Source organism: Brevibacterium sp. 1718 (assembly GCF_051131255.1).
In the GTDB taxonomy this organism is placed as follows: domain Bacteria; phylum Actinomycetota; class Actinomycetes; order Actinomycetales; family Brevibacteriaceae; genus Brevibacterium; species Brevibacterium sediminis.
In genome coordinates, this window is sequence record NZ_CP186550.1 from 2,857,808 (window position 1) to 2,883,599 (window position 25,792).

Genomic DNA, 25,792 nt, shown 5'->3' on the forward strand with positions numbered 1-25,792 from the left:
TCATTCCTCCCCGAGGATCTGCGGGACGAGGAACTTGTCGTCCTCGGCTGCCGGGGCCGAGGCCAGTGCCTGTTCGCTGGAGAGCGTCTCGCCCACGACGTCGGGGCGCATGACGTTCGTCAGCGGGATGGGGTGGCTGGTTGCGGGCACATCGTCGCCGGCCACTTCGTTGACCCTGGCGACGTTTCCCAGAATTGTGCTCAGATCACCGGCGAGCGATTTCAGCTCATCGTCGCTCATGGCGATCCGAGACAGTGAAGCCAGATACTCCACCTGTTCGGGGGTGATTGCGGAAGACTCCGTCATTCCCTGCCTTTCATCGTCGTTTTCACTCGCCACCAGTCTAGTCTCTTCAGCCGACCCGCCCCCGCCGTTGCACTGTGACCTTCCCCCAGAACTACCTGACGGCGGCCCAGCAACCTCGCGCGAGGTTGCTGGGCCGCCGTCAGGTAGTAATTATTAGGCGGGGAGGCGTTCGGGCCAGGTGCGGGTGCCGTGGATGTATCCGGCCATGTCGGCCACGACGCGGTCGGCGTCGGCCTGGGTGAATTCTCCGGCCGAGACTCCGGCCTGGAGGTCGGCGGCGAGATCGGCGATGCGGGTCCGGGCGTCGGCCGCGGTGGCGGCGACGAGGTCCGTGCCGGCTGAGAATGCGCCGACCGCAGAATCGTCGACGATGGTGCCTTCGATGACCTCGTGCGCGTCCGTCGAGATGCCGTCGAACGCAATCGTCGACTCCTCGGTCCGCGCGGTGACCGGAGCGGCCGGGGTGCGCATCGAGGTCAGTGCCGGCTGAGCATTGCGTTTGGTGCTGTTCGGTCCCGGCCCCAGCACCAGGTCCGCCAGGCCCGCCGTCACCGGCACCGCGGTCAGTGCCGCGGCGACGACCACGCAGGTTCCGGCGAGGACTTTGGGGATCCATCTCATGTCCCACACTCTTCCACTCGAAGCTGTCTCTGAGCTTGGCTGAGTCTGAACCCCGACTTCGAGTTCGGTCACGAACGAATCACAGCCGCACCATGGAACCTCCCGGAACCGGGATGTATTCCCTCCTGCAGCGAGGCACCAGGGACCAGGCACGAGGCCAGGGCACACCTCAGTCGAGGCTGCCGGTCTCCAACAGAACCCTGAACTGGTCCTCGTCGAGGACGGGCACGCCCAGCGACTCCGCCTTCTCCAACTTCGACCCGGCATTCTCACCGGCGACGACATAATCGGTCTTCTTCGAGACCGATCCCGCCGCCTTGCCGCCGGCACCGAGGATCGCCTCCTTGATGCCATCGCGGGTGAACGAACTCAGCGAACCGGTCGCCACGATCGTCAGCCCCTCAAGGGTCTGCGCGGCGGCCTCGACCTCGTCGTCTTCCATCCGCACCCCGGCGGCCGCCCAGGTCTCGACGATCTCGACGTGCCAGTCGATCTCGAACCAATCGCGGATGCTCTGGGCGATCGTCGGACCGATGCTCTCGACGGCCGACAGCTCCTCGAGGCTTGCCTCACGGATGGCCTCAAGAGTCCGGAACTTCGCGGCCAGGGTCCGTGCCGCGGTCGGTCCGACGTGGCGGATCGACAAGGCGACGAGCACCCGCCACAGATCCTGATCCTTCGCCTTCTCCAGCTCGTCGAAGAGCTTCTTCGTGTTCGCGCTCGGGGCGCTCGGCTTCTTCGCGGTTCCCCGGGTGTAGAAATACGGGACAAGCTCTCGCTCACCGGTCTCCACTCCCTTGGACTTCTTGTTCCGCCAGATCTTGACATCGCCCAGATCCTCCGGGGTGAGGTCGAAGAGGAAGGCCTCCGACGTCAGCGGGGGCGTGTCCGGTTCGGCCGGCGCCGTCAGCGCCAGTGCGGCCTCCTCGCCGAGAGCTTCGATGTCGAAGGCCGCGCGGGAGGCCAAGTAGAAGATGCGGTTGGCCAGCTGCGCCGGGCACGATCGAGAATTCGGGCACCGCAGGTCCTTGTCGCCCTCCTTCTGCTCACCGAGCTCGGTCCCGCAGGACGGGCAGTGGGTGGGCATGACGAACTCGTGCTCGGATCCGTCCCGCAGCGCCGCGACCGGGCCGAGCACCTCGGGGATGACGTCTCCGGCCTTGCGCAGGGTGACGGTGTCGCCGATGAGCACGCCCTTGCGTTTGACCTCGTACCCGTTGTGCAGGGTCGCCCGCTCGACGGTCGATCCGGCCACGGTGACCGGTTCCATCACGGCGAATGGGGTCACGCGCCCGGTCCGACCCACCTGCACCTGGATGTCGATGAGCTTCGTCGTGACTTCCTCTGGCGGGTACTTGAAGGCCGTCGCCCACCTCGGTGCGCGAGACGTATAGCCCATCGTCTCCTGCACGGCGATATCGTCGATCTTGATGACGATTCCGTCGATCTCGTGGGTGACATCGTGACGGTGTTCGCCGTAATAGGAGATGAAGTCTTCGATCTCGTCGACGGTGGCGAGGACCTTGAAGTAGTCGCTGATCGGCAGACCCCACGACCGGAACTGCTCGTAGACCTCGGACTGGTGAGCAGGCTCCGGATGCGAATCATCGGCCGGTGTCCACACGGCGATTCCGTGGACGAGCATGTGCAGGGGCCGGCGTGCGGTGACGGCCGGGTCCTTCTGCCGCAGCGAACCGGCCGCGGAGTTCCGCGGGTTCGCGAACGGGGCCTTGCCCTCGGCGACGAGGGAGGCGTTGAGTTCGGCGAAGTCCTCGACGGGGAAGAACACCTCACCGCGGATCTCGACCTCGGCCGGCGGGTGCTCGGTGTCGAGGCGGTGCGGGATATCGGAGATCGTGCGCACGTTCGCGGTGATGTCCTCACCGATGCGTCCGTCGCCGCGGGTCGCCGCCCGCACGAGTTCGCCGTTCTGGTAGAGCAGATTGACGGCGAGGCCGTCGATCTTGAGTTCGCACAGGAACTTCGACTTCACCGAGGTGGCCGACCGCACCCGTTCGTACCAGGCACGCAGTTCGTCGTAGTCGAAGACGTTGTCGAGGCTGTACATCGGACCGATGTGTTCGACCGGGTCGAAGGTCGAGGTGTCGACGACGCCGCCGACGGTCTGCGTCGGCGAGGAGTCGGTGACGAGTTCGGGGAACTGCGCCTCGAGGTCTTCGAGGCGATGGACGAGTTCGTCGTATTCCGCATCGGAGACGAGCAGGGAGTCCTGATAGTAGGCGGCCCGCAGCTCCTCGATCCTCTCGGTCAGCTGAGCATGGGCCTGAGCGCGAGCGGTCGCGTCGGTGAGGTCGACGCCCTGCAGGTCGGGTGTGGTCGAATCCGAGGTCTGATGCTCGGGCGTCGACGAGTCGGCGTTCTCCGGTGTCGTGGTCATTCGATCTCCTCAAGAGCCCGCCGCAGACCGGCGGCGATGGTCATGGTTCCCCGATTGTGCTCGGGTCCGATCCCCGGCTGGTCTTCCAGCAGCGGCGGGTAGGTCAGCGGCAGTTCGGGTCCGGCGATGATCCCGAATTCGCGCAGACTCGCGACCCCCATGCCGATGCGCGACCACGGGGTGCGGATCCGTTCGCACCAGTGGTTGACCGCGTCCGATCGCACACCGGCCGCTGCCGGCAGGTGGATCCAGGTGCCGAGCCCCGCCTCGGCGAGGATCGCCAGCTGCTCCCAGCTGTGTGGTCTCAGGCTAGCCAACGGCACTGACACGGATCGGGCGCCGGTGCGGCGGACCGCCTCGGCGGCGGGAATCTCCTTGCCCTGCAGGTTCAAAGAATCGAGGTCCGGCAGGGCGAGCACGGTGGGCGGGAGGTGGCGCAGCGTGGATTCGAGCGCCGCCCACACCTGGGTTTCGCTGATGGCGGGCAGGCTCGCCCACCCGGACACCGTCGGCCAGGTGCCGGTGAGGACCGGGTTCAGGCGGGATTCGACGAGGCGGACGGTCGGCTGCATACCCAGGCTCGCGATGCGGTCGGTGAAGGCGGCGATGCCGAAGGCGTAGGCCTGGACGACGTCGCGGCGTGCCCCATAGTCGCCGAGCACACGAGCGCCGGAGCTCAGGCTCAACGCGGTCACGAGCGACCACGGTCCCGGCAGGCTGATCTGGACCTGCCCGGGCCGGGACCCACCGTATTCGGCGATCGCGTCGAAGGCTTCGATCAATGCCGAGTCCTCGAGCCGTTCGTCTTTGCCCGCCGAGGCGGTCAGGCGCCATCCGTAGGATGTGCGGTCGACGTGGAGTTCGGTGAGCAGGCCGACGGCGCGACCGATGGCGTCGGCGCCCCATCTGCCCTCGGATTGGTGAGCGGTCAGGGGTACCGGCGGAAGCTGGTCGGCGAGGATGTCGAAACCGGAGGCCGCAGCCTCCCGGACCGGACTGGTCGCGATATAGCCGCGGTGCGGATCGCGGGCTCCGGGCAGCCAGATTCCCGTGGTCGTGGCGGCGGGCAGAACGGACATCGGGACATCGGGGGCGGCCGCCTCGGTGGAGGTGGCACCGGGACGGTCGCGGTCGGAGCTTTCGCGGTCGGAAGATCGGGGTTCAGCCATGCTGGTGGGCGCGGGGGATTCCGAAGACGTCGACATAGAATCCGAACTCGCTTTCCAGGGAATCGATGATGGTTTCGGCGCGGACGAAGCCGTGGGATTCGCCCTTGTACAGACGGTAAATGTACTCCACTCCGGCCAGTTCGAGTGTATCGACGAATTCCTGGGCCTGTGAGGGTGGGACGATCGGGTCGCGGTCGCCTTGCATGACGGCCACGGGCACCGTGATATCGCTGGTCCGGCGGATCGGCGACCGAGTGATGTATTCGTCCTGGGCTGCGGGCCAGGGTCCGACGAGGCCGTCGATGTAGTGGGATTCGAAGTCGTGGGTGTCGACGACGAAGCGCATGAGGTCAGTCACCCCGAAATACGAGGTGCCGCAGGCGAACACGTTCGTCGAGGCCAGGGCGGACAGCACCGTCCACCCGCCCGAGGAGGCTCCGGAGATGGCGATGCGATTCGGATCGGCGAGTTCGGCTGCGATGAGTCCGTTGACGGCGGCGACGGTGTCCTCGACGTCGACGACTCCCCACCCGCCGCGCAGCCGGTCACGCCAGGCGCGACCGAATCCGGTCGACCCGCCGTAGTTGACCTCGAGGACGCCGATGCCCTGGGAGGTGAAGAAGCTCGTGCGGGCCGTCATCTCCGGAGTCGCCTGTCCCGTCGGTCCGCCGTGGATCGAGACCACGAAGGGCGGGAGTTCGTCGACGGGAGCTGCGAAGCGCGGGTTGTGGGGCGGGTGGATGACGACGGGCACTCCCCCGAGCTCGCCGACCTGCGGGCGGGAGTAATAGCCCTGGTGGGTGTCGAGGCGTTCGCTTGCGATCTCGGTGAACAGTCCGGTCACCCGGTCGACGGCATAGAGGACTCCGGGGCGCCTTGTCGATTTCGCCGTCAGCAGCAGGTGTGTGCGTCCGAGGTCGAGGAGTTCGATCGTGCCGAAGGTCTCCCCCGTCGTGTCGATGGTCTCCCAGGCCGTGTCGGAAGGACCCAGCGTTGTATCGGAGGGGGTGAGGCGGCAGCGCACGAGCGTCGCGGTGGCCGCCTGAGAATGCGCCCACACCTCATCCCCGTCGTTGAGGTGCCACCGCGTGCCCAGCTGCCAGAGGGCACCACCGATCTCCTCGCCGGTGTCGATGACCGGTCGCAGCCGGTCGAATCCGATTCTTTCGGGCGCCGGCGTCTGACGGTCGTCGGTGACCAGGGGACGCGAGGCGACGGGGTCGATGTCGAGCCCGTATAACGACCATTGCCCGTGATGGTCGGAGATGACGTGGAGGGAGGAATCGGAGGTGAACTCCGGCTGGAGCAGGGAGATGCCCGGATCGGTCGGGCTCGGCATGCCCGGATCGGCTCTGCGTGGCCGTTCGACGCCGTCGCCGCTGAGCACGGCGACCGCAGGGGTGGCCGGCGTGCGCACATCGACCAGCCACAGGGTCGTTCCGTCCCAGGGCATGTTCGGGTGCTCCCAGCCGATGAATGCCAAGCTGCTGCCGTCGGGTGAGAGTCTGGGCCAGGCCATGAAATGAGAGTGGGTCGAGAGCACATTCGTCGTCCCGTGCTTGGTCAGCAGCACAATCGCGCGTTCACGACGGGTGGACCGGCAGTCCTCGCGCACGCACAGCAGTCCCCACGGACTCATGTGCAGATCTCCGTAGCGGATCCGCCCCGAGGTGTCCGGGGTCAGGGCATGCGGGGCTCGCCCGGGAATGATCTGCCAGACGCGCTGATCTGCGGCGTTGACGAAGTAGATGACTTCGCTGTTCTGGTCGAGAGCCCACGAGGCGCCACCGTATTCGTGGACGGCGGAGCGGATGTTGAACCCGGTCGGAATGACCTGCTCACGCTCTCCCGGACGCGACAGTGAGGTGCGGACGAGCCCGGTGCGGGCTTTCTCGGCGGGGATCTTCGTCGAATAGAAGATCTCGTCTCCCCTGAAGGCGGCGTCGAAGATCGGAGCGGCACCGGCGGCCACCTCGGCGGCGCCCAGAGGTGAGGACCAGGTTCCATAAGGTGCCGTGACGACATCTTGGGGACTTTCCTTCATGCCCCCAGAGTATCGCCAGTGACCGACATCGGTCCCGGGGCCGTCGCTTCAGTGAGGTGAAGCGGCTCAGGCACCGGCGAATTCGGGTGCCGGGGTGATGCGGTCCTTGGCCGTGGAGTCGATGGTGGCCTGGCCGAGGACACGGGTGCCGCGGTAGATGACCATGGTCTGGCCCGGGGCCACTCCGGACAGCTCCTCATCGACGTCGACGTGCATGAGCTGCCCGGCCGGACGTGCGGCAGGCACCTCGACCTCGTCGACGATGGGGTTGACTTCGTGTTCGGGCGCCTCGGCGACGAATTCGCCGAGCCACGCACGGGCCGGCACCGGATCGGCGTGGGCACGGATCTGCACTTCGCAGTCGATCCCGGTCTCCGGAGTCGAACCCATGTCCGAGGGGGCCGCTCCGGCCCAGGAGGTGCGGATTCCGGTCAGATGCGAGACCGCGAGGTCGGCGCGCGACCCGACGGTGACGGTGTTCGTGGCCGGGTCGAGGCCGGTGACGAAGCGCGGCTTGCCGTCCGCGGCAGGCTTCTCGATGCCGAGGCCCTTGCGCTGACCGATCGTATACGTCATCGCTCCGTCGTGACGCCCAAGCACTTCGCCTTCGGAGTCCTTGATGAGTCCGGGTCGCATCGGGATCTTATCGGCCAGCCAGGCCTTCGTTTCCCCGTCGGGGATGAAGCAGATGTCGTAGGAGTCGGGCTTGTTCGCTACGGAGAATCCGCGCTCGGCCGCCTCGGCGCGCACTTCGGCCTTCGACGCCGTCGCACCGATCGGGAAGTAGCAGTGCTCGAGCTGGTCGGAGGTGAGCACACCGAGGACGTAGGACTGGTCCTTGGCCAGATCCTCACCGCGGTGGAGTTCGGGCCGGCCCTCGTCGTCACGCAGCACCTCGGCGTAGTGGCCGGTGGCGATGGCGTCGAAGCCGAGCGCCAGGGCCCGGTCGAGGAGGGCGGCGAACTTGATGCGCTCATTGCAGCGCATGCACGGGTTCGGGGTGCGTCCGGCGGCGTATTCGGCGATGAAGTCATCGACGATGTCTTCCTTGAACCTCTCGGAGAAGTCCCAGACGTAGAAGGGGATGTCGAGCATTCCCGCCACCCGGTGGGCGTCGCGGGAGTCTTCGATCGTGCAGCAGCCGCGCGATCCGGTGCGCAGGGTCCCGGGCATCCGGGACAGGGCGAGGTGAACGCCGACGACTTCGTGTCCGGCGTCGACGGCACGGGCGGCTGCGACGGAGGAATCGACTCCGCCGGACATGGCGACGAGTACTCTCATGATGCTCCTTGCATCCATCGGGGTGTTGCCGAAACCATCCCGGCTCGGCGTGCCTGGTCGACGACCTCGGGAAGGGCCGTGAGCAGGGCATCGACATCGGATTCGGTCGTGTCGTGACCGAGCGTGAAGCGCTGGGTGGTGCGGGCGCTGTCCTCATCCATCCCGCAGGCCAGGAGCACATGGGAGGGACGGGAGACACCGGCAGAGCAGGCCGATCCCGTCGAGGTGGCCAATCCCCTGGCATCGAGACCGAACAGCAGCGAGTCCCCTTCGCAGCCCGGGAACGTGAAGTGGGCATTGGCCGGCAGGCGGTCCGCTCCGCGCGGACCGGAGAGCACGGCACCGTCGATGCTCGATTCGATTCCCGCGATGAGGCGGTCCCGCAGCCCCGACAGTCGGGCCGACCGGGACTCGAGGTCGGCAGTGACGAGATCGACGGCGGCGGCGAAAGCCACGGCACCGGCGACATCGAGGGTGCCCGAACGCACGCTGCGCTCCTGTCCCCCGCCGTGGAGGATGGGCGTCGGGCTCGCTGCGCGGTCGAGCAGGAGTGCGCCGATGCCGACGGGGCCGCCGATCTTGTGCGCGGTGATCGTCATGGCCGTCGCCTTGAGTGCCGCGAAGTCGAGCGGGATCTGTCCGAGCGCCTGCACGGCGTCGATGTGGAAGGGAATGCCGAGTTCGGCGGCGATCTCACCGATCTCGGCGATCGGCTGCAGAGTGCCGATCTCGTTGTTCGCGGCCATCACGCTGATGAGCGCGGTGCGTTCGGGTTCGCGGCGCAGTTCGGCGGTCGCCGCGTCCAGATCGAGACGCCCTGCCGAGTCGACGTCCAGGTAGACGGCTTCGGCGCCGAGGCGCTCCAGCCACTCCACGGTCTCGAGGATCGCAGGATGTTCGATCGTCGTCGTCAGCACCCGCGGGCGCGCAGGCTCCGTGAACGTTCCGTTGTTGCGGGCGAGGTAGAGGCCCTTGAGAGCGAAATTGTCCGCCTCGGTGCCTCCGGAGGTGAAGATCACCTCCGACGAGGTGGCCGCACCGACCGCGCGGGCGATTCCTTCGCGTGCTTCTTCGATGCGCATCCGTGCCGCCTGTCCGACCGCGTGCAGGGCCGAGGGGTTGGCCCGGCGGGCCAGCTCCTTCGTGTACACCTCGAGCACCTCGGCGGGCATCGGCGAGGTGGCTGCGTGATCGAGATAGATGGGCACCCTGCAATTTTAGGGCGTGAGCCAGGCTACGGCCAGGATCCGTGCGGCATCTCACCTGCGCAGCGGCACATCCGGACGAGTTGCCCGCCGGTGTGGCCGACTAAACTGGTCTCCGTGTTCACCGTTTTCACCATCGTCCTCTATGCCGCCACCGGCATCCTGACCCTGTGGTCGATCGTCGAGACCATCCGCAACCGTCCGGCCGGCAAGGCCCTGCTCGGCGGTGCCGCTCTGCTTCTGCTGCTGCTCATCGTGCAGCTGATCATCTCGATTGCGACCTTCGGCTCCACGCATGATGTCGACCCGCTGCTCTACTTCGGCTACATCATCACGGCGATCATGGTCATGGCGCTGGCCGGGTTCTGGGCGTTTGCGGAACTGAGCCGCTGGGGGCCGGGTGTGCTGGCCGCGGCAGGACTGACGGTGATCGTGATGATCGAGAGATTGGACCAGATTTGGCAGTGACCAGGCGCAATCGGTTCGGCGGGGACTCCGCCGACGATGCGAACTCAGCAGGCAGCGCGAACGCGGCAGGCAATGCGAAGTCAGCGGGCGACGCGGACTCCACGGCCGCCTCGGCGAGGGGACAGACGGGACGGTCGCCGTTCTCGGCGATGCATACCGGACCGGGACGGGCGCTGACGGCGGTGTACGGGGTCTTCGCGCTCTCGGCCACGGCCCGGGCGGGCTACCAGCTCATCCGCGAATTCGATGTCGCGCCGATCGCGTACTCGCTCTCGGCCTTCGCTGCGGTGATCTACATCCTCGCCACGGTCTGCCTGGTCATCGGCAACCGCGTCTCGCACCGGATCGCCGTCGCGGCCTGTGCGATCGAGTTCCTCGGCGTCATCGTCGTCGGCATCCTCAGCCACACCCACCCCGAGGACTTCGCAAAGCCGTCGGTGTGGTCGAACTTCGGCAGCGGATACGGCTATATTCCGCTGCTCCTGCCGCTCATCGGCCTGTGGTGGCTGCTGCGCGTCGGCCGCCGCGCCAGCCGCGGCTGACAATCCACGCGAACCGCGGCTGAGCCCGGGTCACTCCACCTTGGAGGACAGGACGTTCCAGTCGGTGGCGACGGCGGTGAGTTCATCACCGGTCTTCATCAGCACATAGGGGTGCGCGGTGTCGACCTTGATGGTGTCGCCCTCTTTGTCGTTCGTCTTCACGGCTTCGACGGTGTCGCCGAGGTCGAGTGCGTAGTCCGACGGTGCCTTGATCGTCAGGGTGCACCGCACCTCGCCCATTCCGATCGCACCGTTCTCGGTGCTCAAGGTCATGTCCTCGAACTTGAGGTCCTCATAGGGCTTGCAGTCGACATCGACCTTGTCGAAGCCGGAGTCCTTGTCCCGCAGGTCACCCAGGTAGTCGCGGAATCCCTTGAATCCGCCTTCCTTGAGTCCCTCGGGGCCCCCGGACTTCGCCTTGCCGTCGACGAGGAATGACGAGACGTCACCGGACGCGGTCGTCAGATCCTCGGAGAAGTCCTCGGGTCCCTTCTCCACGGCGCCGCTGTCATCGGCCATGAGGGTCGGCATCTGGTCGGTGGGGATATAGGACGCCGAACGCACGAGCGGATCGGTCGACGCCGATTCCCGCGTCACCAGCATCACCTGGGTCAGCTGCTTGTCCCCATCCGTGGACTTCTTGTCCGCGGTTCCGAAGGCGTAGAACCACATCGGATATTCGGTGAAGTTCGGGCTGCCGGCGACGACCTCGGTGAAGTTTGGTGCGCGCAGCTTCTGCTTCGCCTTGTCCGCGATCTGGATCTGCGCGCGGGTGTGGTCGATGAGCGGCGCCGCCTGGATCTTGTCGAGGTCGGAGCCCTTGTCGCCGAGTGTCTTGTCCAGCGATTCCGTGTAGTTCGTCATGAACTTCCCGGCCTCTCCGGCACGCACCGCCGTGCGCTCGTACGGAGTGGTGTCCGGGCTGCTGGGTTTGGCGATCGGCATATTCGCACAGCCGCTGAGCACGAGTCCGGTGCCCAAGACAGAGGCCGTCACCGCGCGGAAGGACCGCCGGTTCCGCAGATCCCGTCGCCGAGGCGGCGCTTGGCCGGCCGTGTCCGGCTGCACTGTCGAGATCGGCTGGGTCGCCGGTCCCGGCTCGCCCTTGACCGTGCGGTCTGCGGCCGGTTCCGGGCCGCCGCGGCCAGAGCCGCCCGAGGGACCGTCTCCGCCACCGTCGGGTCCGCTGTCGTTGCTGTCGGGTTCGCTGCCGCTCGGGGGTCCGACGTCCTTCTTCGGCGGGCGGATGCGCGAGGCCCACCAGCGCATGAAGAAGAACACCGAGAATCCGGCGAGGATGATCGTGCCGGCAATGCCGAGCAGGCTGAGTGCGAACACGCCCTTGACGCGCATCTGGAGACTCACCGTCGTTCCGTCGAGGCTGTCATCGGAGTTCGCAGGAGCGATGACGAGCACCTGCGGTTCGGCATCGAGGTCGAAGGTCTTCGCGACCGTCTTTCCCGTGTCCGAGCTGATCCACCAGTCGCGATCGGCGATATCGGCCTCAGGCTTCGCATCACCGGGAGTGAACCGGTGGGAGGCGGAGTTCGGGAACGACACATCACTGATCTGCTCCTGCGCCACCCCGTCGAGGTAGCTGTCGGCGTCGACCCCGCTGGCGGTGCCGACGAACAGCTCCGTGCCCTTCGAGTTCTTCGCCGTCACGGTCACGCTCGAACCCGAATAGGGCACGATCGCCTCGTCGAGGACGACGGCGTAGGCACCGTCCTTGACCTTGAAGGCCGGCGTCTCGGTGATCTCGTCGGTGCCGACGACCGAGAGCGCAGAGATGACCAGTCCGGCGAGCGTGAGTGCCGCTACGCCGAAGAGGATGGCGGTGATGAGTCGGATTCGCTGGATCAGAACAGTGCCCTCATGAGTGCGGTCCGTGCCTTGGTCACGGCTGGGTCGTCGGCGCCGAGGACCTCGAAGAGATCGAGGACCCGCAGGCGCAGGGACTCCTTCTCATCACCCGCGGTGGTGCGGATGAGTGAGATGAGTCGGTTGAAGGCGCTACCTGCTTTGCCGCTGACCACTTCGGCGTCGGCCGCGGCCTTCGCGGCTTCGACGTTCTTGGGGTCCGCATCGGCGGCGGCGATGAGATCGGCTGGTTCCTGGTCGATGAGGCGGCGGCCCAGGCCTGCACGGGCGAGACCGAACTTCGCCTCCTCATCGGCGGGAGAGTTCGCCAGCGCGGCTTTGAACAGGTTCTCGGCTGTGTCGAAGTCGCCCTTGGCGAGTGCCTCTTCGGCCTCCGGGTGGGCAGGGCCGGCCGGTTCGGGCTCGGCTCCCCCGACGGCCGCATGCCCGGTCACACCGTTCTCACCTGCGAGCTTGAGCAGCTCGTCGAAGTACGCCTGGACCTGAGGTTCGGGCAGAGCGCTCTGGAACAGCGGCACGGGCTGACCCTTGATGAGGGCGACGACCGTGGGGATCGACTGAACGCCGAAGGCCTGCTGCAGACGCGGGTTCGCATCGACGTCGACCTTGGCCAGCACCAGACGTCCCCCGTACGCGGTGACGACGCGTTCGAGGATCGGCGAGAGCTGTTTGCAGGGTTCGCACCATTCGGCCCACAGGTCGATGACGACGGGCACGCGGTCGGAGATCGCCACCAGGCTGGTGAACGTCGATTCGTCGACGTCGAAGACCAGTCCCGGAACGGCGACCGCATTCGGATCCCCACCGGCCGGGCCGCCGGCGGCACCGTCAGCACCGGCTCCCGCACCGGCGGCCTGACCGCCCTGACCGGTCTGACCGGCCTGTTCGGCGGGCATGTTCTTGCTGCGCACCGCCGACAGGTCGAGTCCCTGATTGGGCTGCGTGCTCTCCTGCGAGGGATCCATTGACACGTGGTCTCCTTTGTGACGCGGTCGGTGGGCTCGGCGCAAACCGTGACGCACCTGGTCCTTGCTTATCCAACAGAACGTATCAACACCGGTGCGCTCACGGCTATTTCCTCAGCCGTCAGGGAAGGAACACCACGGTGCCGACCCTTCCGCCTCAGCCTGCTTCGGCTCCGGCGAGAGTCTCGAGACCGCCGATGAGCTTGACCTTGCCGTCCTTGGGGACGAGGAAGGTGAGCACCTGGGTGGTCTTCGTCGTCACCGGCTCCTTGGTCGTCGCGGAGCCGACGAGTTCCTTCTGCGGCGACGACAGCGACAGGGTGCCGGTGCGACCCTCTTTCGACTCGGGGCTGATCGTCGATTCGGCGTCGATGACTCCGGTGACGATGGCGGCGTCCCCGGCGGTGCCCTGGGCGACGAGTTCCTTGCCCGGAGTGTACTTGTAGTCGACTTCGGCCTTGCCTTCTTCGGCGCTGGCCTTCTGGTCCTTCTGGTTCTTCCAGATGGACTTCGAGAAGTCATCGGACTCGAACTTCTTCGCCTCCTTCGAGTCCGCCCCGCTGCCGAGGGCCTTAGCGTAATCGGCAACGGCCTTCTCCGGAGTGGTGACGAAGTCCTTGGATCCGGGTTCGAGCATCTTCGCCCCCTGACGCGAGTCGGGCAGTTCGGGCAGCTTCGTGCCGGCCGTCAGCTGGGTCTGCGACCACAGTTTGTAGTTGCTGCGCGGATCCTCCTGGGTCAGCACGAGCAGCTGCGAATTCCCACCGGCGGAGGTGATCAGGCTGGTCACGCGCGGCCAGGCATCGGTGGCCGAGGTGTAGTTGGCGACGATCTCTTCGCTGGCCACCTCCGGCGCCATCTTCTGGTCTTCGACATCGTCTTTCACCTTGTACAGGTCTTCACGCTGCTTGAGCGCAGGACCGGCGGCGCGTTCGGCCAGTGCCTTCTTATCGGTCTTCTTGTCCGCGGCTTTGACGTCGGCGGCCACGGAGTCGAGGATCCGCTTGGCCTGGTCATCGGTGACGCCCGCGGCCGCGGAGCTCGGAGCCTCGGAGGGCTCGGGCTTCGGCAGCTCTTCGGGCCCGCAGGCGCTCAGGGCGAGCACGGGGACGACGGCGAAGGCGGTGCCGTATTCGGCGAGCTTGCGGCGGCGCTCCTGGCGCGCCTTGCGGCGGTTCGCTTCCTTCTTCGAATTGTTCGCACCGAGGAAGAGGAGGACGACGCCGACGACGAAGAGGACACCGCCGATGATCATCAGCGGGAGCGCCCAGGGAGTCTCGGCATGGTTGGGCCAGGTGAGGGTCACGGATTTGACGGCTCCGGCTTCGCCGTCACCGGCAATGAGGAATCCGGTGCGGTTGGCCTCGTCGTTCCATTCCAGCTCCACCGAATCGGTGCCGGTGACTTCCGACTGCCACAGATCGGCCCCGGCGGGATTGGGAACCTTGCCCTCACCATCGGTCGCCTTGGTCGTGAGCTTGCCGCCTTCGGCGAGTCCGGTGACGCGGTCATAGGCGGACTGTCCCGCCCAGGCTTCGACGTTCTCGATCGGAGCTTGGGCGATCGTGAGGTCACCGCTGCCCTTGACCGTGAGCGTGGTCGGGGTTTCGTAGAGGTTGAGCATTCCGGGGTCGACGATGACTGCCGGTTTGTCGGCATCGATCTGTGCGGTGGCAGTGATCGTATCCTCCGGCGCCCACAGGGTCTTCTGCAGGATGCCGAGGCCACCGACGACGACACCCACCACCATGAGAATCACAGCGAATGTGTAACGCACGAGCGAACCTTCCCTCAGCCGAGCAAAAATGGCACCCCAGTTCGGGGACTCTTCAAGTTTAAGTCACATACCGGACATCGCCTTTGTGCGCACGCTCAGTGTGTGTCGACGTTCACACGCCCAAGCCGCGCAGCGGCGCCGATTGCGCCCCGGAATGTCCCGCTCCCTGCTGTCTGCCCTAAGCTGGGCGAGTGAGCAACAACAGAATTGTGTGGATCGACTGCGAAATGACCGGCCTCGACGAGGTGCGGGACGAACTCATCGAGGTGGCTGCGATCGTCACCGACTTCGAGCTCAACCCCCTCGACGACGGAATCGACATCGTCATCAAGCCCTCGGCGGAGGCACGGGCGAACATGAACGAATTCGTCACGAACATGCACACCACCTCGGGCCTGATCACCGAACTCGACGCGGGCACCACCGTCGCCGAGGCGCAGACCCGAGTCCTCGAATACGTGAAGAAGCATGTCCCCGAGGCCGGCAAGGCACCGTTGGGAGGGAACTCGGTCGGCACCGACAAGGTGTTCCTCACCAAACAGATGCCCGAACTCGTCGAGCACCTGCACTACCGGATCATCGATGTCTCCTCGATCAAGGAACTGTCCAAGCAGTGGTTCCCACGCGCCTACTTCCAAGCACCGGCCAAGCACGGTGGCCACCGTGCACTCGGAGACATCATCGACTCGATCATCGAGCTCCAGTACTACCGGAAGGCCGTGTTCTCCGCCGAGGGGCCGAGTTCCGATGAGGCGAGATCGATTGCCGCCGAGGTGGCCGAGGCCTACCCGAAGGCGACCGACGAGGACTGACCGCCGCCTTCCGAGGCGATCGTGAGCACAGCCCGGTTCCGCAGCTGCGGAACCGGGCTGTTCATTCTCTGAGACCAGCCGGATCTGAACCCGAGCGTTCGATATGATGGTTTCATCATGCCATTGAATCAGCTTCAGCGACCCCTGTACGAGGTCAAGGCGAACCTCTTCAAGGGCCTCGCCCACCCCTTCCGCATCCGCATCCTCGAGCTCCTCTCCGGCAACGACGAGGTCAGCGTGGCCGATCTGCAGGCCGAGACCGCACTCGAGGCCTCGCACCTCTCGCAGCATCTCGCAGTGCTGCGGCGCCACCGTCTCGTCGAATCCGAACGTCGGGCCAGCCATGTCTACTACCGTCTGGCCGACCGGCGCACCGCAGAGCTGCTCGCGGTGGCCAGGAGCCTGCTGCTGACGATGCTCGAAGACGATGAGCAGCGACTCGCCGAAGCCCGTTCGCTGCCGAAGATCCCGGGCGCTGATACGGCATGAGCCCGACATCTCCGCTGCGCCGCACCCGGTCTCTGCTGCCGTCGGTCGCCGACTACCGTGAGACCCGCCGCTCCTGGCCGAAGGACCTCCTCGCCGGTGCCACTGTCGGCATCGTCGCCCTGCCCCTGGCTCTGGGCTTCGGAGTCAGCTCCGGGCTCACTGCCGAACAGGGACTCATCACCGCAATCGTCGCAGGCTTCCTCGCCGCGGTCTTCGGCGGATCCCACCTGCAGATCTCCGGTCCCACCGGTGCCATGGCCGTCGTCCTCGTGCCGATCGTCGCCAGCCACGGCGCCGAGGCCGTCATCGCCGTCACCCTCATCGCCGGACTCATCGTCGTCGTGGCCGGACTGCTGCGGCTCGGCCGGACGGTGTCCTTCATTCCCTGGCCGGTGATCGAAGGCTTCACCGTCGGCATCGCTGCGATCATCTTCCTCCAACAGGTGCCGTTCGTGACGACCCCCGATGATCTGGTTCCGGGCGAGGTGAGCACGAATGCCTTCGCCGCCGCCGTGCAGCTCGTTTCGTCGGCGGACTGTTCGTATCTGCCCTACTCCCTGGGTGCGGTCGCGATCGTCGCCGTCTGCATGCTGCTGGCTCCGAAGTTCCATGAGTCGATCCCCGGATCATTGGTCGGCATCGTCGTCGTCACCGTGCTCGCCGGAATCGTGCCCAATCCCCTGGCCACGATCGAAGAGATCCCCCAGTCGCTGCCGACCCCCAGCCTGCCGGTCGTCGACCCGGCCTCCCTGCCGTCACTGCTGCCGGCGGCGGGCACGATCGCCGCGCTCGCGGCCATTGAGTCGCTGCTTTCGGCCAGGGTCGCCTCGTCGATGTCCGACGCCGGCGCCTACCAGCCTGACCGTGAGCTCGTCGGCCAGGGCGTCGCCTCGATCGGATCGTCGCTGTTCGGCGGCATCCCTGCCACCGGTGCCATCGCCCGCACCTCCGTGAACATCCGTGCCGGCGGTCGCACGCGCCTGGCCTCGATCGTCCACGCGGCCGTGCTGCTGCTCATCGTGCTGGTGGCTGCGGGACCGGTGAGTCGGATTCCGCTGGCGGCCCTCGGCGGAGTCCTCTTCGTCACGGCGGTCCGGATGGTCGATCTCAAGACGATGCGGTCGATTCTGCGCTCGACGAAGTCCGATGCCTTCGGGTTCGTCATCACTGCGCTCATCACCATCTCATTCGACCTCATCGTCGCCGTGGGCATCGGCGTCGTCGTTGCCGCGGTCTTCGCTTTGCGGAAGCTGTCGTCGATCACCTCGGTGCGCATCGAACGACTCTCGGAATCAGAGTCCGAGTATCCGGGTGATGAGAGGATTGCCATCGTCCATTTCCACGGACCGCTGTTCTTCGCCTCGGCCGATCGCATCTCGGATGAGGTTCTGGGGCTGCGGGGAGTCGAGGTCGTCGTGCTGCGCATGTCGCAGCTCGAACTCGTCGACGCCACCGGCGCACACATCCTCACCGATATGGTCACAGCCTTCGAACGCCGCGGGATCACGGTGCTCATCAAGGGCGTCAGAGACAGCCAGGCCGGACTGTTCGAACAGGTCGGGGTGCTCGCCGCACTGCGTCACCACAAGCATCTCTTCGATGAGCTTCCGGCTGCCCTCGCCCATGCCCGCTCGCATGTGGAGCGGGCGCGGCAGAGCTGATCGTGTCTCAGCCGGCCTTCTTCTCGGGGCGGGCGAAGATGTTCGACGGGAAGGCACCTGACTTCGCAATGACGCGCAGCAGGTCACGGCTCGGCGAGAGCAGAGATTCGATCGTCTGATCGTCAAGCACCGACCACGCGGCTGCAACGGTGCCGTCGGTGAGGGCTTCGACCTGTTCCTTCAGGTCACGTCCCGCCTCGGTGATGGTGGGGAGGTCGTGCCCGCGTTCATCCTTGTCCACGGTGATCAGCCCCGCCTCGGCGAGCCTGGACTGCGCGGTCTGCCATTCCTCATCCGTGTAGCCGCGTGTCTTCTGTGCCGCTCGCGGACGGAACCCGGCACCGGTCGCGACGTCGAGCATGAGGGCGTCGATTCCGGGCACACCGGCGGTGACGAGGGAGGCGACATGGCCGTCGCCGCGGAATTCGCGGGCCACGGTCGCCACGTCCCACATCTTCTCGAATGCGGTGGCCGCCTGGTGGCCGACGATGACGTCGGCGGTGGCTGCGGCCAGGGTGCGGCCGGAGAAGTCCATGGCGGCGAGCACGGGTGCCAGCGTCTCCGTCACTTGGGTGGCCGCCTCGGTGAGCAGGGCGATGTCATCACGGTCACCGAAGAGTTCGGCCATGTACGCGCCCACTGCGTCGAAGCGGGCCTGGACCATCTGCTCCGGGCTCACCGTCTCCCACAGGCGCGGCAGCATTCCGGCGACGAAATTCGGGGAATAGTTGTAGTACGCGGCGGACACGACTCCGGGATTCACCCGTCCCAGCGGAGCCGAACGGGCGGCCATATTGCCTTCGACACCGGGTTCGAGTCCGTACTTGGCGTACTCGGCGCCGACCGTCTGCGAGAAGTAGATCGACGAGTGGAAGGAGTTGATGCGGGCCGAGACCGTTCTGATGTTCTGTGTGCGCTGGGAATCCATATCGTCATCCTATGGGCGGTCTCCTCCCAGGTAAATGGGTCTGCGCGTGCGTCGCTGCCCGCACCGACCGGCGCAGGTCAATAGCGCAGTCTCATAGGTCCTAAATCGCTTTCCCCCTCCCCCGAGGCGGCCGGACTCCCGCGTCGATCCTCGCACCGGCGCGCCCGTCCGGTCGCGCACATTTGCCGCGTCAGGACCCGGTGCTACGGTCTGAGCATGGAGTGACACGGACCGTTTGCGACCACGGCATCGTCCCGGTCGGAAGCCGATCCCGCCAACCGCATCAGCACAGCGTCCGGCTTGGAGGTCAGATGAGGATCGCACTGTTCGCCACCTGCATCGTCGATGCGATGTATCCCGAGGTTGCGCAGGCAACCGTGAGAATTCTGCGCCGACTCGGCCATGAGGTGATCTTCCCCGAAGGCCAGTCGTGCTGTGGGCAGATGCACATCAACTCCGGCAAGTTCGCGCAGGCCGAACCGGTCATCGCCAATCACGTCCGCGCCTTCACGAGCACCGAATGGGATGTCGCCGTCGCCCCGTCCGCTTCATGCGTGGCCTCGCTCGGCCACCAGCAGCCGATGGTCGCCACCCGGGTGGGCAATGATGCCCTGGCTTCCGAGGCCGCCGAGGTGGCCGGCCGCACCTATGAGCTCACCCAGTTCCTCACCGACGTCCAAGGCGTCACGGATGCCGCGGCCGATCTCGGTTCCTATTTCCCGCACCGTGTGACGTATCACCCGTCGTGCCACGGAATGCGGCTGCTGCGCCTCGGCGATCGACAGTCCTCCCTCGTCCGGTCCGTCGAGGGCATCGACTTCGTCGAACTGCCTCTGGCCGATTCCTGCTGCGGGTTCGGCGGCACTTTCTCCGTGAAGAACCCGGAGGTGTCCTCGGCGATGCTCGCCGACAAGGTGCGCACGATCCAGGCGACCGAAGCCGATGTCTGCACCGGCGGCGATGCCTCCTGTCTGCTGCACATCGGCGGGGGAATGTCGCGGTTCGAACGCACCGGAAGCTTCGACGGCGCCCCGGACGTCACCGCCGTCCACGTCAAGGAGACGAGTTCGACCGATGAGCGGGGGCACACGACCGAGACGCTGACGACGGTCGTCGGTGCCGACGATGACGACCACCTCACCCCAGGCCATCGGGGCACCTCTCCGGCTGAGCCGAGCCGCACCCAGTCCGGGTTCCGCGTCGGTCAGGCCGCGGTCCATCTGGCCCGGATCCTCGCGTCGACGAAGGAGGACCCGCTGCGGGTGCCGAGCGAAGGAGCAGAAGTGAGCGGAGGGAGCCTGCGATGACCTTTCTGGGAATGCCGCTGCTGCCGTCGAAGCGACGCGGCGATCTGCCCGGCGGGCAGGGCAACATCATCGAAGCCGAGGCCTTTCCCGAGGTCTCGCACGAGCATCTGAGCAACCAGCAGCTGCGCAACAACATAGGCCACGCCACCTCGACGATTCGGTCCAAGCGCGCCGAGGTCGTCTCCGAGCTCGACGACTGGGAAGCCCTGCGCGACGCCGGTGAGGCCACGAAGAACGAAGTGATGGCAAACCTGCCCGAGTATCTCGCGCAGTTCGAAGAGGCATTCACCGCCGCCGGCGGCATCATCCACTGGGCCCGCGACGCCGATGAGGCCAATGCCATCGTCGCCGAACTCGTCGAGGACAATGCGCCGGTGCTCGAGACAGGCCGCCGTGAGGTCATCAAGGTCAAGTCGATGGCCACCCAGGAGATCGGTCTCAACGAGCACCTCGAGGCCGAAGGCATCGATGCGTTCGAGACGGATCTGGCCGAGCTCATCGTCCAGCTCGGCGAGGACAAACCCAGCCACATCCTCGTTCCCGCCATCCACCGCAACCGGGATGAGATCCGTGAGATCTTCATGGACAAGATGCCCGACGCCGGGGAGCTGACGAACGAACCGGCCGTCCTCGCCGAGGCGGCCCGCCGACACCTGCGCCACAAATTCCTCACCACGAAGGTCGCGATCTCCGGAGCGAACTTCGGTATCGCGGAGACCGGCACTCTCGGAGTGGTCGAGTCCGAGGGCAATGGGCGCATGTGCCTGACCCTGCCGGAGACGCTCATCACCGTCATGGGGATCGAGAAGCTGCTGCCGAGGTTCGCCGATCTCGAGGTGTTCCTGCAGCTGCTGCCGCGCTCGTCCACGGGTGAGCGGATGAACCCCTACACCTCGTTCTGGACCGGTCGATCCGATGGCGACGGGCCGCAGAACGTCCACCTCGTGCTTCTCGACAACGGACGCACCCGGGCCCTGGCCGATGAGCACGGACGCACGGCGCTCAACTGCATCCGCTGCTCGGCATGCATGAACGTCTGCCCGGTCTACGAACGCACCGGCGGCCACGCCTACGGCTCGACCTACCCCGGCCCCATCGGGGCGATCCTCTCCCCGCTGCTCACCGGTGTCGAAGAGCAGGGCAACGGTTCGCTGCCGTACGCGTCGAGCCTGTGCGGGGCCTGCTACGACGTGTGCCCGGTGAAGATCAACATTCCCGAGATCCTCGTCCATCTGCGGGGCGAAGATGTCAAGGCCAACCACTCCCCTGTGTCCTCCCAGCTCGACGCCGCCCTCACCGGTGCGTCGTGGATGATGGGCGACGGGAAGCGGATGGCCGCTGCGGAGAAGGGACTGCCTCTCGCGCACAAGGTCACCGGCGGTGAGCAGATCAACGCTCTGCCCGGAATCGCCGGCGCCTGGACATCGAGCCGGGACATCCCGGCCCTGCCCGAGAAGAGCTTCCGACAGCTGTGGGCCGAAGAGGAAGCGAACGACCGCGACGAGGAGGGACAGCGATGACCGATACCGCCCGCGAGGAGATCCTCGCCCGCATCAGCGAAGCACTCGGTCGCCGCGGCGGCGGGGAATACGTGTCGTCGTCTCCGCGGACGGCGGTACCGGGCACCGGCGGCACGGCACATGCCGAATCCGGTGGGGTCGCCTCGGCGAACACTGCCGCCACGGCCGCCGACGCCGGATACCACCATGAGGGCACATACACGGGTGAGGCCCTCGTCGAACTGCTCATCGACCGCCTCGTCGACTACAGAGCCAACGTCCACCGCGCCGACGGCGACCCGAGCGCGACGATCTCCGAGCTCATCGGCGACCATTCCTCGGTCGTCGTCCCCCGCGGCCTCGACTCGTCCTGGCTGGCGGGGTATTCCGGTGGGGTGCGGGTCGATGCTCCGGGTGAGTTCCTCAGCGTCGACGAACTCGACGCTCAGGGGGCGGTGGTGACCGCCTCGGCGGTGGCGATCGCGCAGACGGGCACCATCGTCCTCGACGGATCGGACGAGTGCGGGCGGAGGGCGATCACGCTCGTGCCCGACCATCATGTGTGCATCGTCCGGACGGACGACATCGTCGACATCGTCCCCGAGGGAATCTCCCGGCTCGACGCGCACGCACCGCTGACGTTCATCTCCGGGCCCTCGGCCACGAGCGACATCGAGCTCAGCCGGGTCGAAGGAGTCCACGGACCGCGCACCCTCGACGTCATCATCCTCAACGGATGAGCGCAGCGAGGACCTTCGACTCGGCCGAGCCGGCGAGCGCACTCGGACCGGCGAATGCGAACGGACCGGCGAGTGCGGAACAATGGAGCTCATGACCACGGCGCAGACCCTTCAGTACCCGCGGCCGGATGACCGGCCTCGACGTCGCAGTCGGCGGACGACGTTCATCGTCTCCGCGGTCGTCATCGTCCTAACCCTCATCATCGGCAGTGTCGCGGCCGACCGCATCGTCGACTACACCACGGAGCAGCGCATCGCCGACGGACTTGCCGACTACGGTGAAGCCGAGGTCTCCGTCGAAGGCTTCCCCATCCTCACGCAGCTGGCTTCCAGAGAACTGAACTCGGTGCATGTCACCGCCGATGAGGCCACCTATGAGGGTGTCGACTTCACCGATGTCGATGCGAAGCTCTATGACGTTCCCACCGGCGGGTCGAAGCCGATCGGCACCGTCGACGGCACTGCGGTGCTCCCCCACTCGACCCTCGACGAGCTCGCCGCCGAACATGCGAACCTGCCCGAGGGGATGTCGTTCACGACCGTCGACGGCGAACTCTTCCTCAAAGGGTCGATGCTCGGTCAGGATCTGCTTGTGGGCATCGACCCGAAGGCCGACGGCAGGCGGGCCGTCGTCGACGCGACGACGATCAAGCTGGGTTCGGCGGAGTTCTCCCTTGATCGCCTGCCTGGCTTCCTCACCTCTGAGATCTCCGATATCGTCATCGATCTCGACTTCCTGCCCGCCGGACTCGAGCTCACCGACATCACCGCCACCGACTCGGGACTGCAAGTCCGCCTCCACGGATCCGGCGTCAGCCTGCAGTAGACGAACCCAACAGAACCTGCGTGAAGATTCGGGGTCGCGGAAGCTCCGGCACTGACTGATGAGAGGACTCAATGATGAGCATGATCACTCCCGCACGCGAACGCGTCGCCTCCGAACTCACCGAGCTGTCGACATTGACTGACTCCGATCGTCCCGGTTGGACGAGGCGCGCCCTGAGCGAATTCGACGTTTCGGGTCGAGAATTCGCCCGCAGACTCATGCGACAGTCCGGGATGGACACCCGCATCGACGGCGCCGGCAATGTCATCGGAGTGCTGCCCGGCCGCCTCGGTGGTCGTCAGATCATGCTCGGATCGCATACCGACACCGTCGACGGAGGCGGACGTTTCGATGGGATCATCGGAGTGCTCGGCGCAATCGAGGTAGTGCGGCTCATCCGGGAGCACGACATCCGCGTCGATCACGATCTTGTGGTCGTGGTGTTCTTCAACGAGGAGCCCAATGACTTCGGCCTCTTCTGCGTCGGCTCCCGCGCGATGACCGGTCAGGTCGACCGTCAGACCCTAGCCATGACGGATCCCACCGGACGTTCTCTGGCAGACGCACTGCCTGATTCCCGTATCGACCCCGACGACTTCCTCTCCGCCGCCTACGATTTCAATCCGGTCACGGCCTTCCTCGAACTCCACATCGAACAGGGCCCAGAGCTCGAACGGGCGGGGCGACAGATCGGCGTCGTCGAGACAATCACTGGTATCAACCACTTCCGGGCCCTCTTCACCGGCCGCCAGGACCATGCGGGTACGACTCCGATGGACGTACGGGCCGATGCCGGCTGCGCGGCGGCTGGAACGGTGCTCGCCGTAGAATCGATCGCCGAGTCCGGATTGAATACTCGAGGCACCAGCGGACAGATCAGCTTCACTCCCGAGGCAGTCAACGTCGTTTCGCAGATCGCAAGCTTCGAAGGAGAGTTCCGAGGCCCCGAAGGCTCCTGGCTCAACGAAGCTCAGCGCCGCCTCACTGCGGCGGCGGGGAACGAGGCCGAGAAGCGCGGAGTCGAGGTCGAAATCGAATGGACCACCGATGATGCGCCGGTCCCCCTGCATGAGCCGATCACTTCCACAATCACTGAAGTGGCCGACGATTTCGGTCTCACGCGCGCAACCATGTTCTCGGGTGCCGGTCATGATGCTGGAATCATCGCTGCAAAGACCCAGGTGGGAATGATCTTCGTTCCGTCTGTCGACGGCCGCAGCCATTGTCCCGAAGAGTTCACCGACTTTGCCGACATCATGCCCGGCATCTCTGTCCTTCTCGAAACCATTCTGCGCATCGACCGCCGCAGTCGCGGCTGACCGCGGGGGCGGGTAATGTTCCGGTCGTGACGACTCCCATTCCCGCCGAAACCGCCGACGATGCCCGCCGCTACCGCCCCGATCCGACCGTCCTCACCGCACTGACCTCACCGAGGCTGCTCACCCGTGAGGTCCTGGCCGGACTCGTCGTGGGGCTCGCCCTCATCCCCGAGGCGATCGCGTTCTCGATCATCGCCGGAGTCGATCCGAAGGTCGGGCTGTTCTCCGCATTCATCTTGGCCACCTCGATCGCGTTCCTCGGCGGGCGCCCGGCCATGATCTCCGCGGCGACGGGAGCCGTCGCGCTCGTCATCGCCCCCGTCGCCCGCGAGCACGGGATGGACATGTTCATCGCCACCGTCATGCTCGCCGGTGTGTTCCAGATCCTGCTGGCCGTGGCCGGAGTCGCGAAGCTCATCCGGTTCATCCCCCGCAGCGTGATGGTCGGGTTCGTCAACGCCCTGTCGATCCTCGTCTTCGCAGCACAGGTCCCCCACGTCATCGGAGTGCCGTGGATGGTCTACCCGCTGCTGGCCATCGCCATCGTCGTGCTCGTGTTCATGCCGAAGCTGACGAAGATCGTACCGGCACCGCTGATCACGATCGTGATCATCACCGGCATCGTCGTCGTGTTCGCCATCGATGTCCCTACTGTCAGCGACCAGGGCGAGCTGCCGCGCAGCCTGCCCGAACTCTTCATCCCGCATGTGCCGCTGACCTGGCAGACCTTCACGACGATCGCCCCTTACTCGCTGGCCATGGCACTGGTCGGGCTGATGGAGTCGCTCATGACGGCCAAGCTCGTCGACGAGATCACCGACACGCACTCGAACAAGACCCGTGAGTCCTGGGGTCAGGGAGCCGCGAACATGATCTCCGGCCTCTTCGGCGGGATGGGCGGCTGCGCGATGATCGGGCAGACGATGATCAATGTCCGCGCTTCGGGGGCGAGGACTCGGATCTCGACGTTCATGGCCGGAGCGTTCCTGCTCATCTTCGTCGTCGTGCTCGGCGACATCGTCGGCATGATCCCGATGGTCGCACTCGCTGCCATCATGATGATGGTCTGCGTCGACACCTTCGACTGGCATTCCATCCGTCCCTCGACGCTTAAGATGCTGCCGAAGTCCGAGACTTTCGTCATGATCGCCACCGTCGCCGTCGTCGTCGCCACCGGCAACCTCGCCATCGGCGTTGTTGTCGGAGTGTTCGTGGCCAGTGTGCTCTTCGTTCGGAGGGTCGCCCACTTCGTCACCGTCGAGCGCACGGTCACCGAGGCGGTCGCCCGGTATGTGGTCCGCGGCGAGCTCTTCTTCGCCTCCTCGAATGACCTGACCACTCAGTTCCGATACACACATGATCCCGATCAGGTCGTCATCGATATGACGGAATCGCATGTCTGGGATGCATCGACAGTGGCCGCCCTCGATGCGATCGTGACGAAGTACGAGGCGCTGGGCACGAACGTGGAGATCACCGGAATGAATGCGTATACCGAGACTCTGCATACGCGACTCTCCGGCGGGCTGGGATAACTGCCCGGTGAAGTCGGGC

Annotated in this window: 22 protein-coding genes; 11 read left to right on the forward strand and 11 right to left on the reverse strand. The window is 66.1% G+C overall.

Annotation, left to right across the window (positions count from 1 at the left end):
* The 7 genes from gatC to ACOZ9V_RS12880 form a co-directional block, all read right to left on the reverse strand.
* The gene (gene gatC / locus ACOZ9V_RS12850; protein WP_181271634.1) at positions 1 to 306 is read right to left on the reverse strand and encodes an Asp-tRNA(Asn)/Glu-tRNA(Gln) amidotransferase subunit GatC; all 306 of its coding nucleotides are present in this window, start codon (positions 304 to 306) and stop codon (positions 1 to 3) included.
* 153 nt (positions 307 to 459) lie between these two features.
* Positions 460 to 927: a hypothetical protein gene (locus tag ACOZ9V_RS12855; protein WP_139468894.1), complete on the reverse strand. Its 468-nt coding sequence runs from the start codon at positions 925 to 927 to the stop codon at positions 460 to 462.
* Positions 928 to 1,096: 169 nt separating this feature from the next.
* Positions 1,097 to 3,325: an NAD-dependent DNA ligase LigA gene (gene ligA, locus ACOZ9V_RS12860; protein WP_181271633.1), complete on the reverse strand. Its 2,229-nt coding sequence runs from the start codon at positions 3,323 to 3,325 to the stop codon at positions 1,097 to 1,099.
* Positions 3,322 to 4,494: a hypothetical protein gene (locus ACOZ9V_RS12865; RefSeq protein WP_229664100.1), complete on the reverse strand. Its 1,173-nt coding sequence runs from the start codon at positions 4,492 to 4,494 to the stop codon at positions 3,322 to 3,324. Before ACOZ9V_RS12865 ends, ligA begins: the two co-directional genes overlap by 4 nt.
* Positions 4,487 to 6,538 carry a S9 family peptidase gene (locus ACOZ9V_RS12870; protein WP_181271632.1) on the reverse strand — a complete coding sequence of 684 codons (2,052 nt, stop codon included), beginning with the start codon at positions 6,536 to 6,538 and terminating at the stop codon, positions 4,487 to 4,489. Before ACOZ9V_RS12870 ends, ACOZ9V_RS12865 begins: the two co-directional genes overlap by 8 nt.
* 66 nt (positions 6,539 to 6,604) lie before the next feature.
* Positions 6,605 to 7,819, reverse strand: a complete 1,215-nt coding sequence (gene mnmA / locus ACOZ9V_RS12875) for a tRNA 2-thiouridine(34) synthase MnmA (protein WP_434590598.1) — start codon at positions 7,817 to 7,819, stop codon at positions 6,605 to 6,607.
* The gene (locus ACOZ9V_RS12880) at positions 7,816 to 9,027 is read right to left on the reverse strand and encodes a cysteine desulfurase family protein (protein WP_181271631.1); all 1,212 of its coding nucleotides are present in this window, start codon (positions 9,025 to 9,027) and stop codon (positions 7,816 to 7,818) included. The genes mnmA and ACOZ9V_RS12880 overlap by 4 nt, the downstream gene beginning before the upstream one ends.
* 114 nt (positions 9,028 to 9,141) lie before the next feature.
* Between ACOZ9V_RS12880 and ACOZ9V_RS12885 the strand changes: the two genes are divergently transcribed.
* Positions 9,142 to 9,492 carry a hypothetical protein gene (locus tag ACOZ9V_RS12885; protein WP_139468900.1) on the forward strand — a complete coding sequence of 117 codons (351 nt, stop codon included), beginning with the start codon at positions 9,142 to 9,144 and terminating at the stop codon, positions 9,490 to 9,492.
* A 149-nt stretch (positions 9,493 to 9,641) separates the two neighbouring features.
* Positions 9,642 to 10,034, forward strand: coding sequence for a hypothetical protein (locus tag ACOZ9V_RS12890; protein WP_181271683.1), 393 nt, complete (start codon positions 9,642 to 9,644; stop codon positions 10,032 to 10,034).
* Between the two features lie 30 nt (positions 10,035 to 10,064).
* Here the strand turns inward: ACOZ9V_RS12890 and ACOZ9V_RS12895 are convergent, their stop codons facing one another.
* From ACOZ9V_RS12895 to ACOZ9V_RS12905, 3 genes are all read right to left on the reverse strand, one after another.
* On the reverse strand, positions 10,065 to 11,705 hold the full coding sequence (locus ACOZ9V_RS12895) for a hypothetical protein (RefSeq protein WP_229664099.1): 1,641 nt from the start codon (positions 11,703 to 11,705) through the stop codon (positions 10,065 to 10,067).
* A 188-nt stretch (positions 11,706 to 11,893) separates the two neighbouring features.
* On the reverse strand, positions 11,894 to 12,880 hold the full coding sequence (locus tag ACOZ9V_RS12900; RefSeq protein ID WP_181271681.1) for a tetratricopeptide repeat protein: 987 nt from the start codon (positions 12,878 to 12,880) through the stop codon (positions 11,894 to 11,896).
* A gap of 157 nt (positions 12,881 to 13,037) precedes the next feature.
* Entirely contained in the window at positions 13,038 to 14,657 is a 1,620-nt protein-coding gene (locus ACOZ9V_RS12905; protein WP_229664098.1) for a hypothetical protein, read from the reverse strand.
* A gap of 227 nt (positions 14,658 to 14,884) precedes the next feature.
* On the opposite strand from ACOZ9V_RS12905, the gene orn reads away from it, so the two are divergent.
* From orn to ACOZ9V_RS12920, 3 genes are all read left to right on the forward strand, one after another.
* Positions 14,885 to 15,469, forward strand: coding sequence for an oligoribonuclease (orn, locus tag ACOZ9V_RS12910; protein WP_434595400.1), 585 nt, complete (start codon positions 14,885 to 14,887; stop codon positions 15,467 to 15,469).
* A 117-nt stretch (positions 15,470 to 15,586) separates the two neighbouring features.
* The gene (locus tag ACOZ9V_RS12915; RefSeq protein WP_062862026.1) at positions 15,587 to 15,958 is read left to right on the forward strand and encodes an ArsR/SmtB family transcription factor; all 372 of its coding nucleotides are present in this window, start codon (positions 15,587 to 15,589) and stop codon (positions 15,956 to 15,958) included.
* The gene (locus ACOZ9V_RS12920; RefSeq protein WP_181271630.1) at positions 15,955 to 17,619 is read left to right on the forward strand and encodes a SulP family inorganic anion transporter; all 1,665 of its coding nucleotides are present in this window, start codon (positions 15,955 to 15,957) and stop codon (positions 17,617 to 17,619) included. Before ACOZ9V_RS12915 ends, ACOZ9V_RS12920 begins: the two co-directional genes overlap by 4 nt.
* Positions 17,620 to 17,626: 7 nt before the next feature.
* On the opposite strand, the gene ACOZ9V_RS12925 is transcribed toward ACOZ9V_RS12920, so the two are convergent.
* Positions 17,627 to 18,547, reverse strand: coding sequence for an SCO6745 family protein (locus ACOZ9V_RS12925; protein WP_434590605.1), 921 nt, complete (start codon positions 18,545 to 18,547; stop codon positions 17,627 to 17,629).
* A gap of 311 nt (positions 18,548 to 18,858) precedes the next feature.
* Between ACOZ9V_RS12925 and ACOZ9V_RS12930 the strand changes: the two genes are divergently transcribed.
* The 6 genes from ACOZ9V_RS12930 (at position 18,859) to ACOZ9V_RS12955 (ending at position 25,773) form a co-directional block, all read left to right on the forward strand.
* Entirely contained in the window at positions 18,859 to 19,854 is a 996-nt protein-coding gene (locus tag ACOZ9V_RS12930; RefSeq protein ID WP_434590608.1) for a (Fe-S)-binding protein, read from the forward strand.
* Positions 19,851 to 21,374, forward strand: coding sequence for a lactate utilization protein B (locus ACOZ9V_RS12935; RefSeq protein WP_229664097.1), 1,524 nt, complete (start codon positions 19,851 to 19,853; stop codon positions 21,372 to 21,374). Before ACOZ9V_RS12930 ends, ACOZ9V_RS12935 begins: the two co-directional genes overlap by 4 nt.
* Positions 21,371 to 22,093, forward strand: coding sequence for a LutC/YkgG family protein (locus tag ACOZ9V_RS12940; protein ID WP_139468906.1), 723 nt, complete (start codon positions 21,371 to 21,373; stop codon positions 22,091 to 22,093). The genes ACOZ9V_RS12935 and ACOZ9V_RS12940 overlap by 4 nt, the downstream gene beginning before the upstream one ends.
* Before the next feature lie 91 nt (positions 22,094 to 22,184).
* Positions 22,185 to 22,919 (forward strand): LmeA family phospholipid-binding protein, encoded by a 735-nt coding sequence (locus tag ACOZ9V_RS12945; RefSeq protein WP_139468907.1) that lies wholly within the window; start codon positions 22,185 to 22,187, stop codon positions 22,917 to 22,919.
* A gap of 80 nt (positions 22,920 to 22,999) precedes the next feature.
* Positions 23,000 to 24,238 carry a M20 family metallo-hydrolase gene (locus tag ACOZ9V_RS12950; RefSeq protein ID WP_181271629.1) on the forward strand — a complete coding sequence of 413 codons (1,239 nt, stop codon included), beginning with the start codon at positions 23,000 to 23,002 and terminating at the stop codon, positions 24,236 to 24,238.
* Between the two features lie 26 nt (positions 24,239 to 24,264).
* The gene (locus ACOZ9V_RS12955) at positions 24,265 to 25,773 is read left to right on the forward strand and encodes a SulP family inorganic anion transporter (protein WP_434590612.1); all 1,509 of its coding nucleotides are present in this window, start codon (positions 24,265 to 24,267) and stop codon (positions 25,771 to 25,773) included.
* Positions 25,774 to 25,792: the final 19 nt, after the last annotated feature.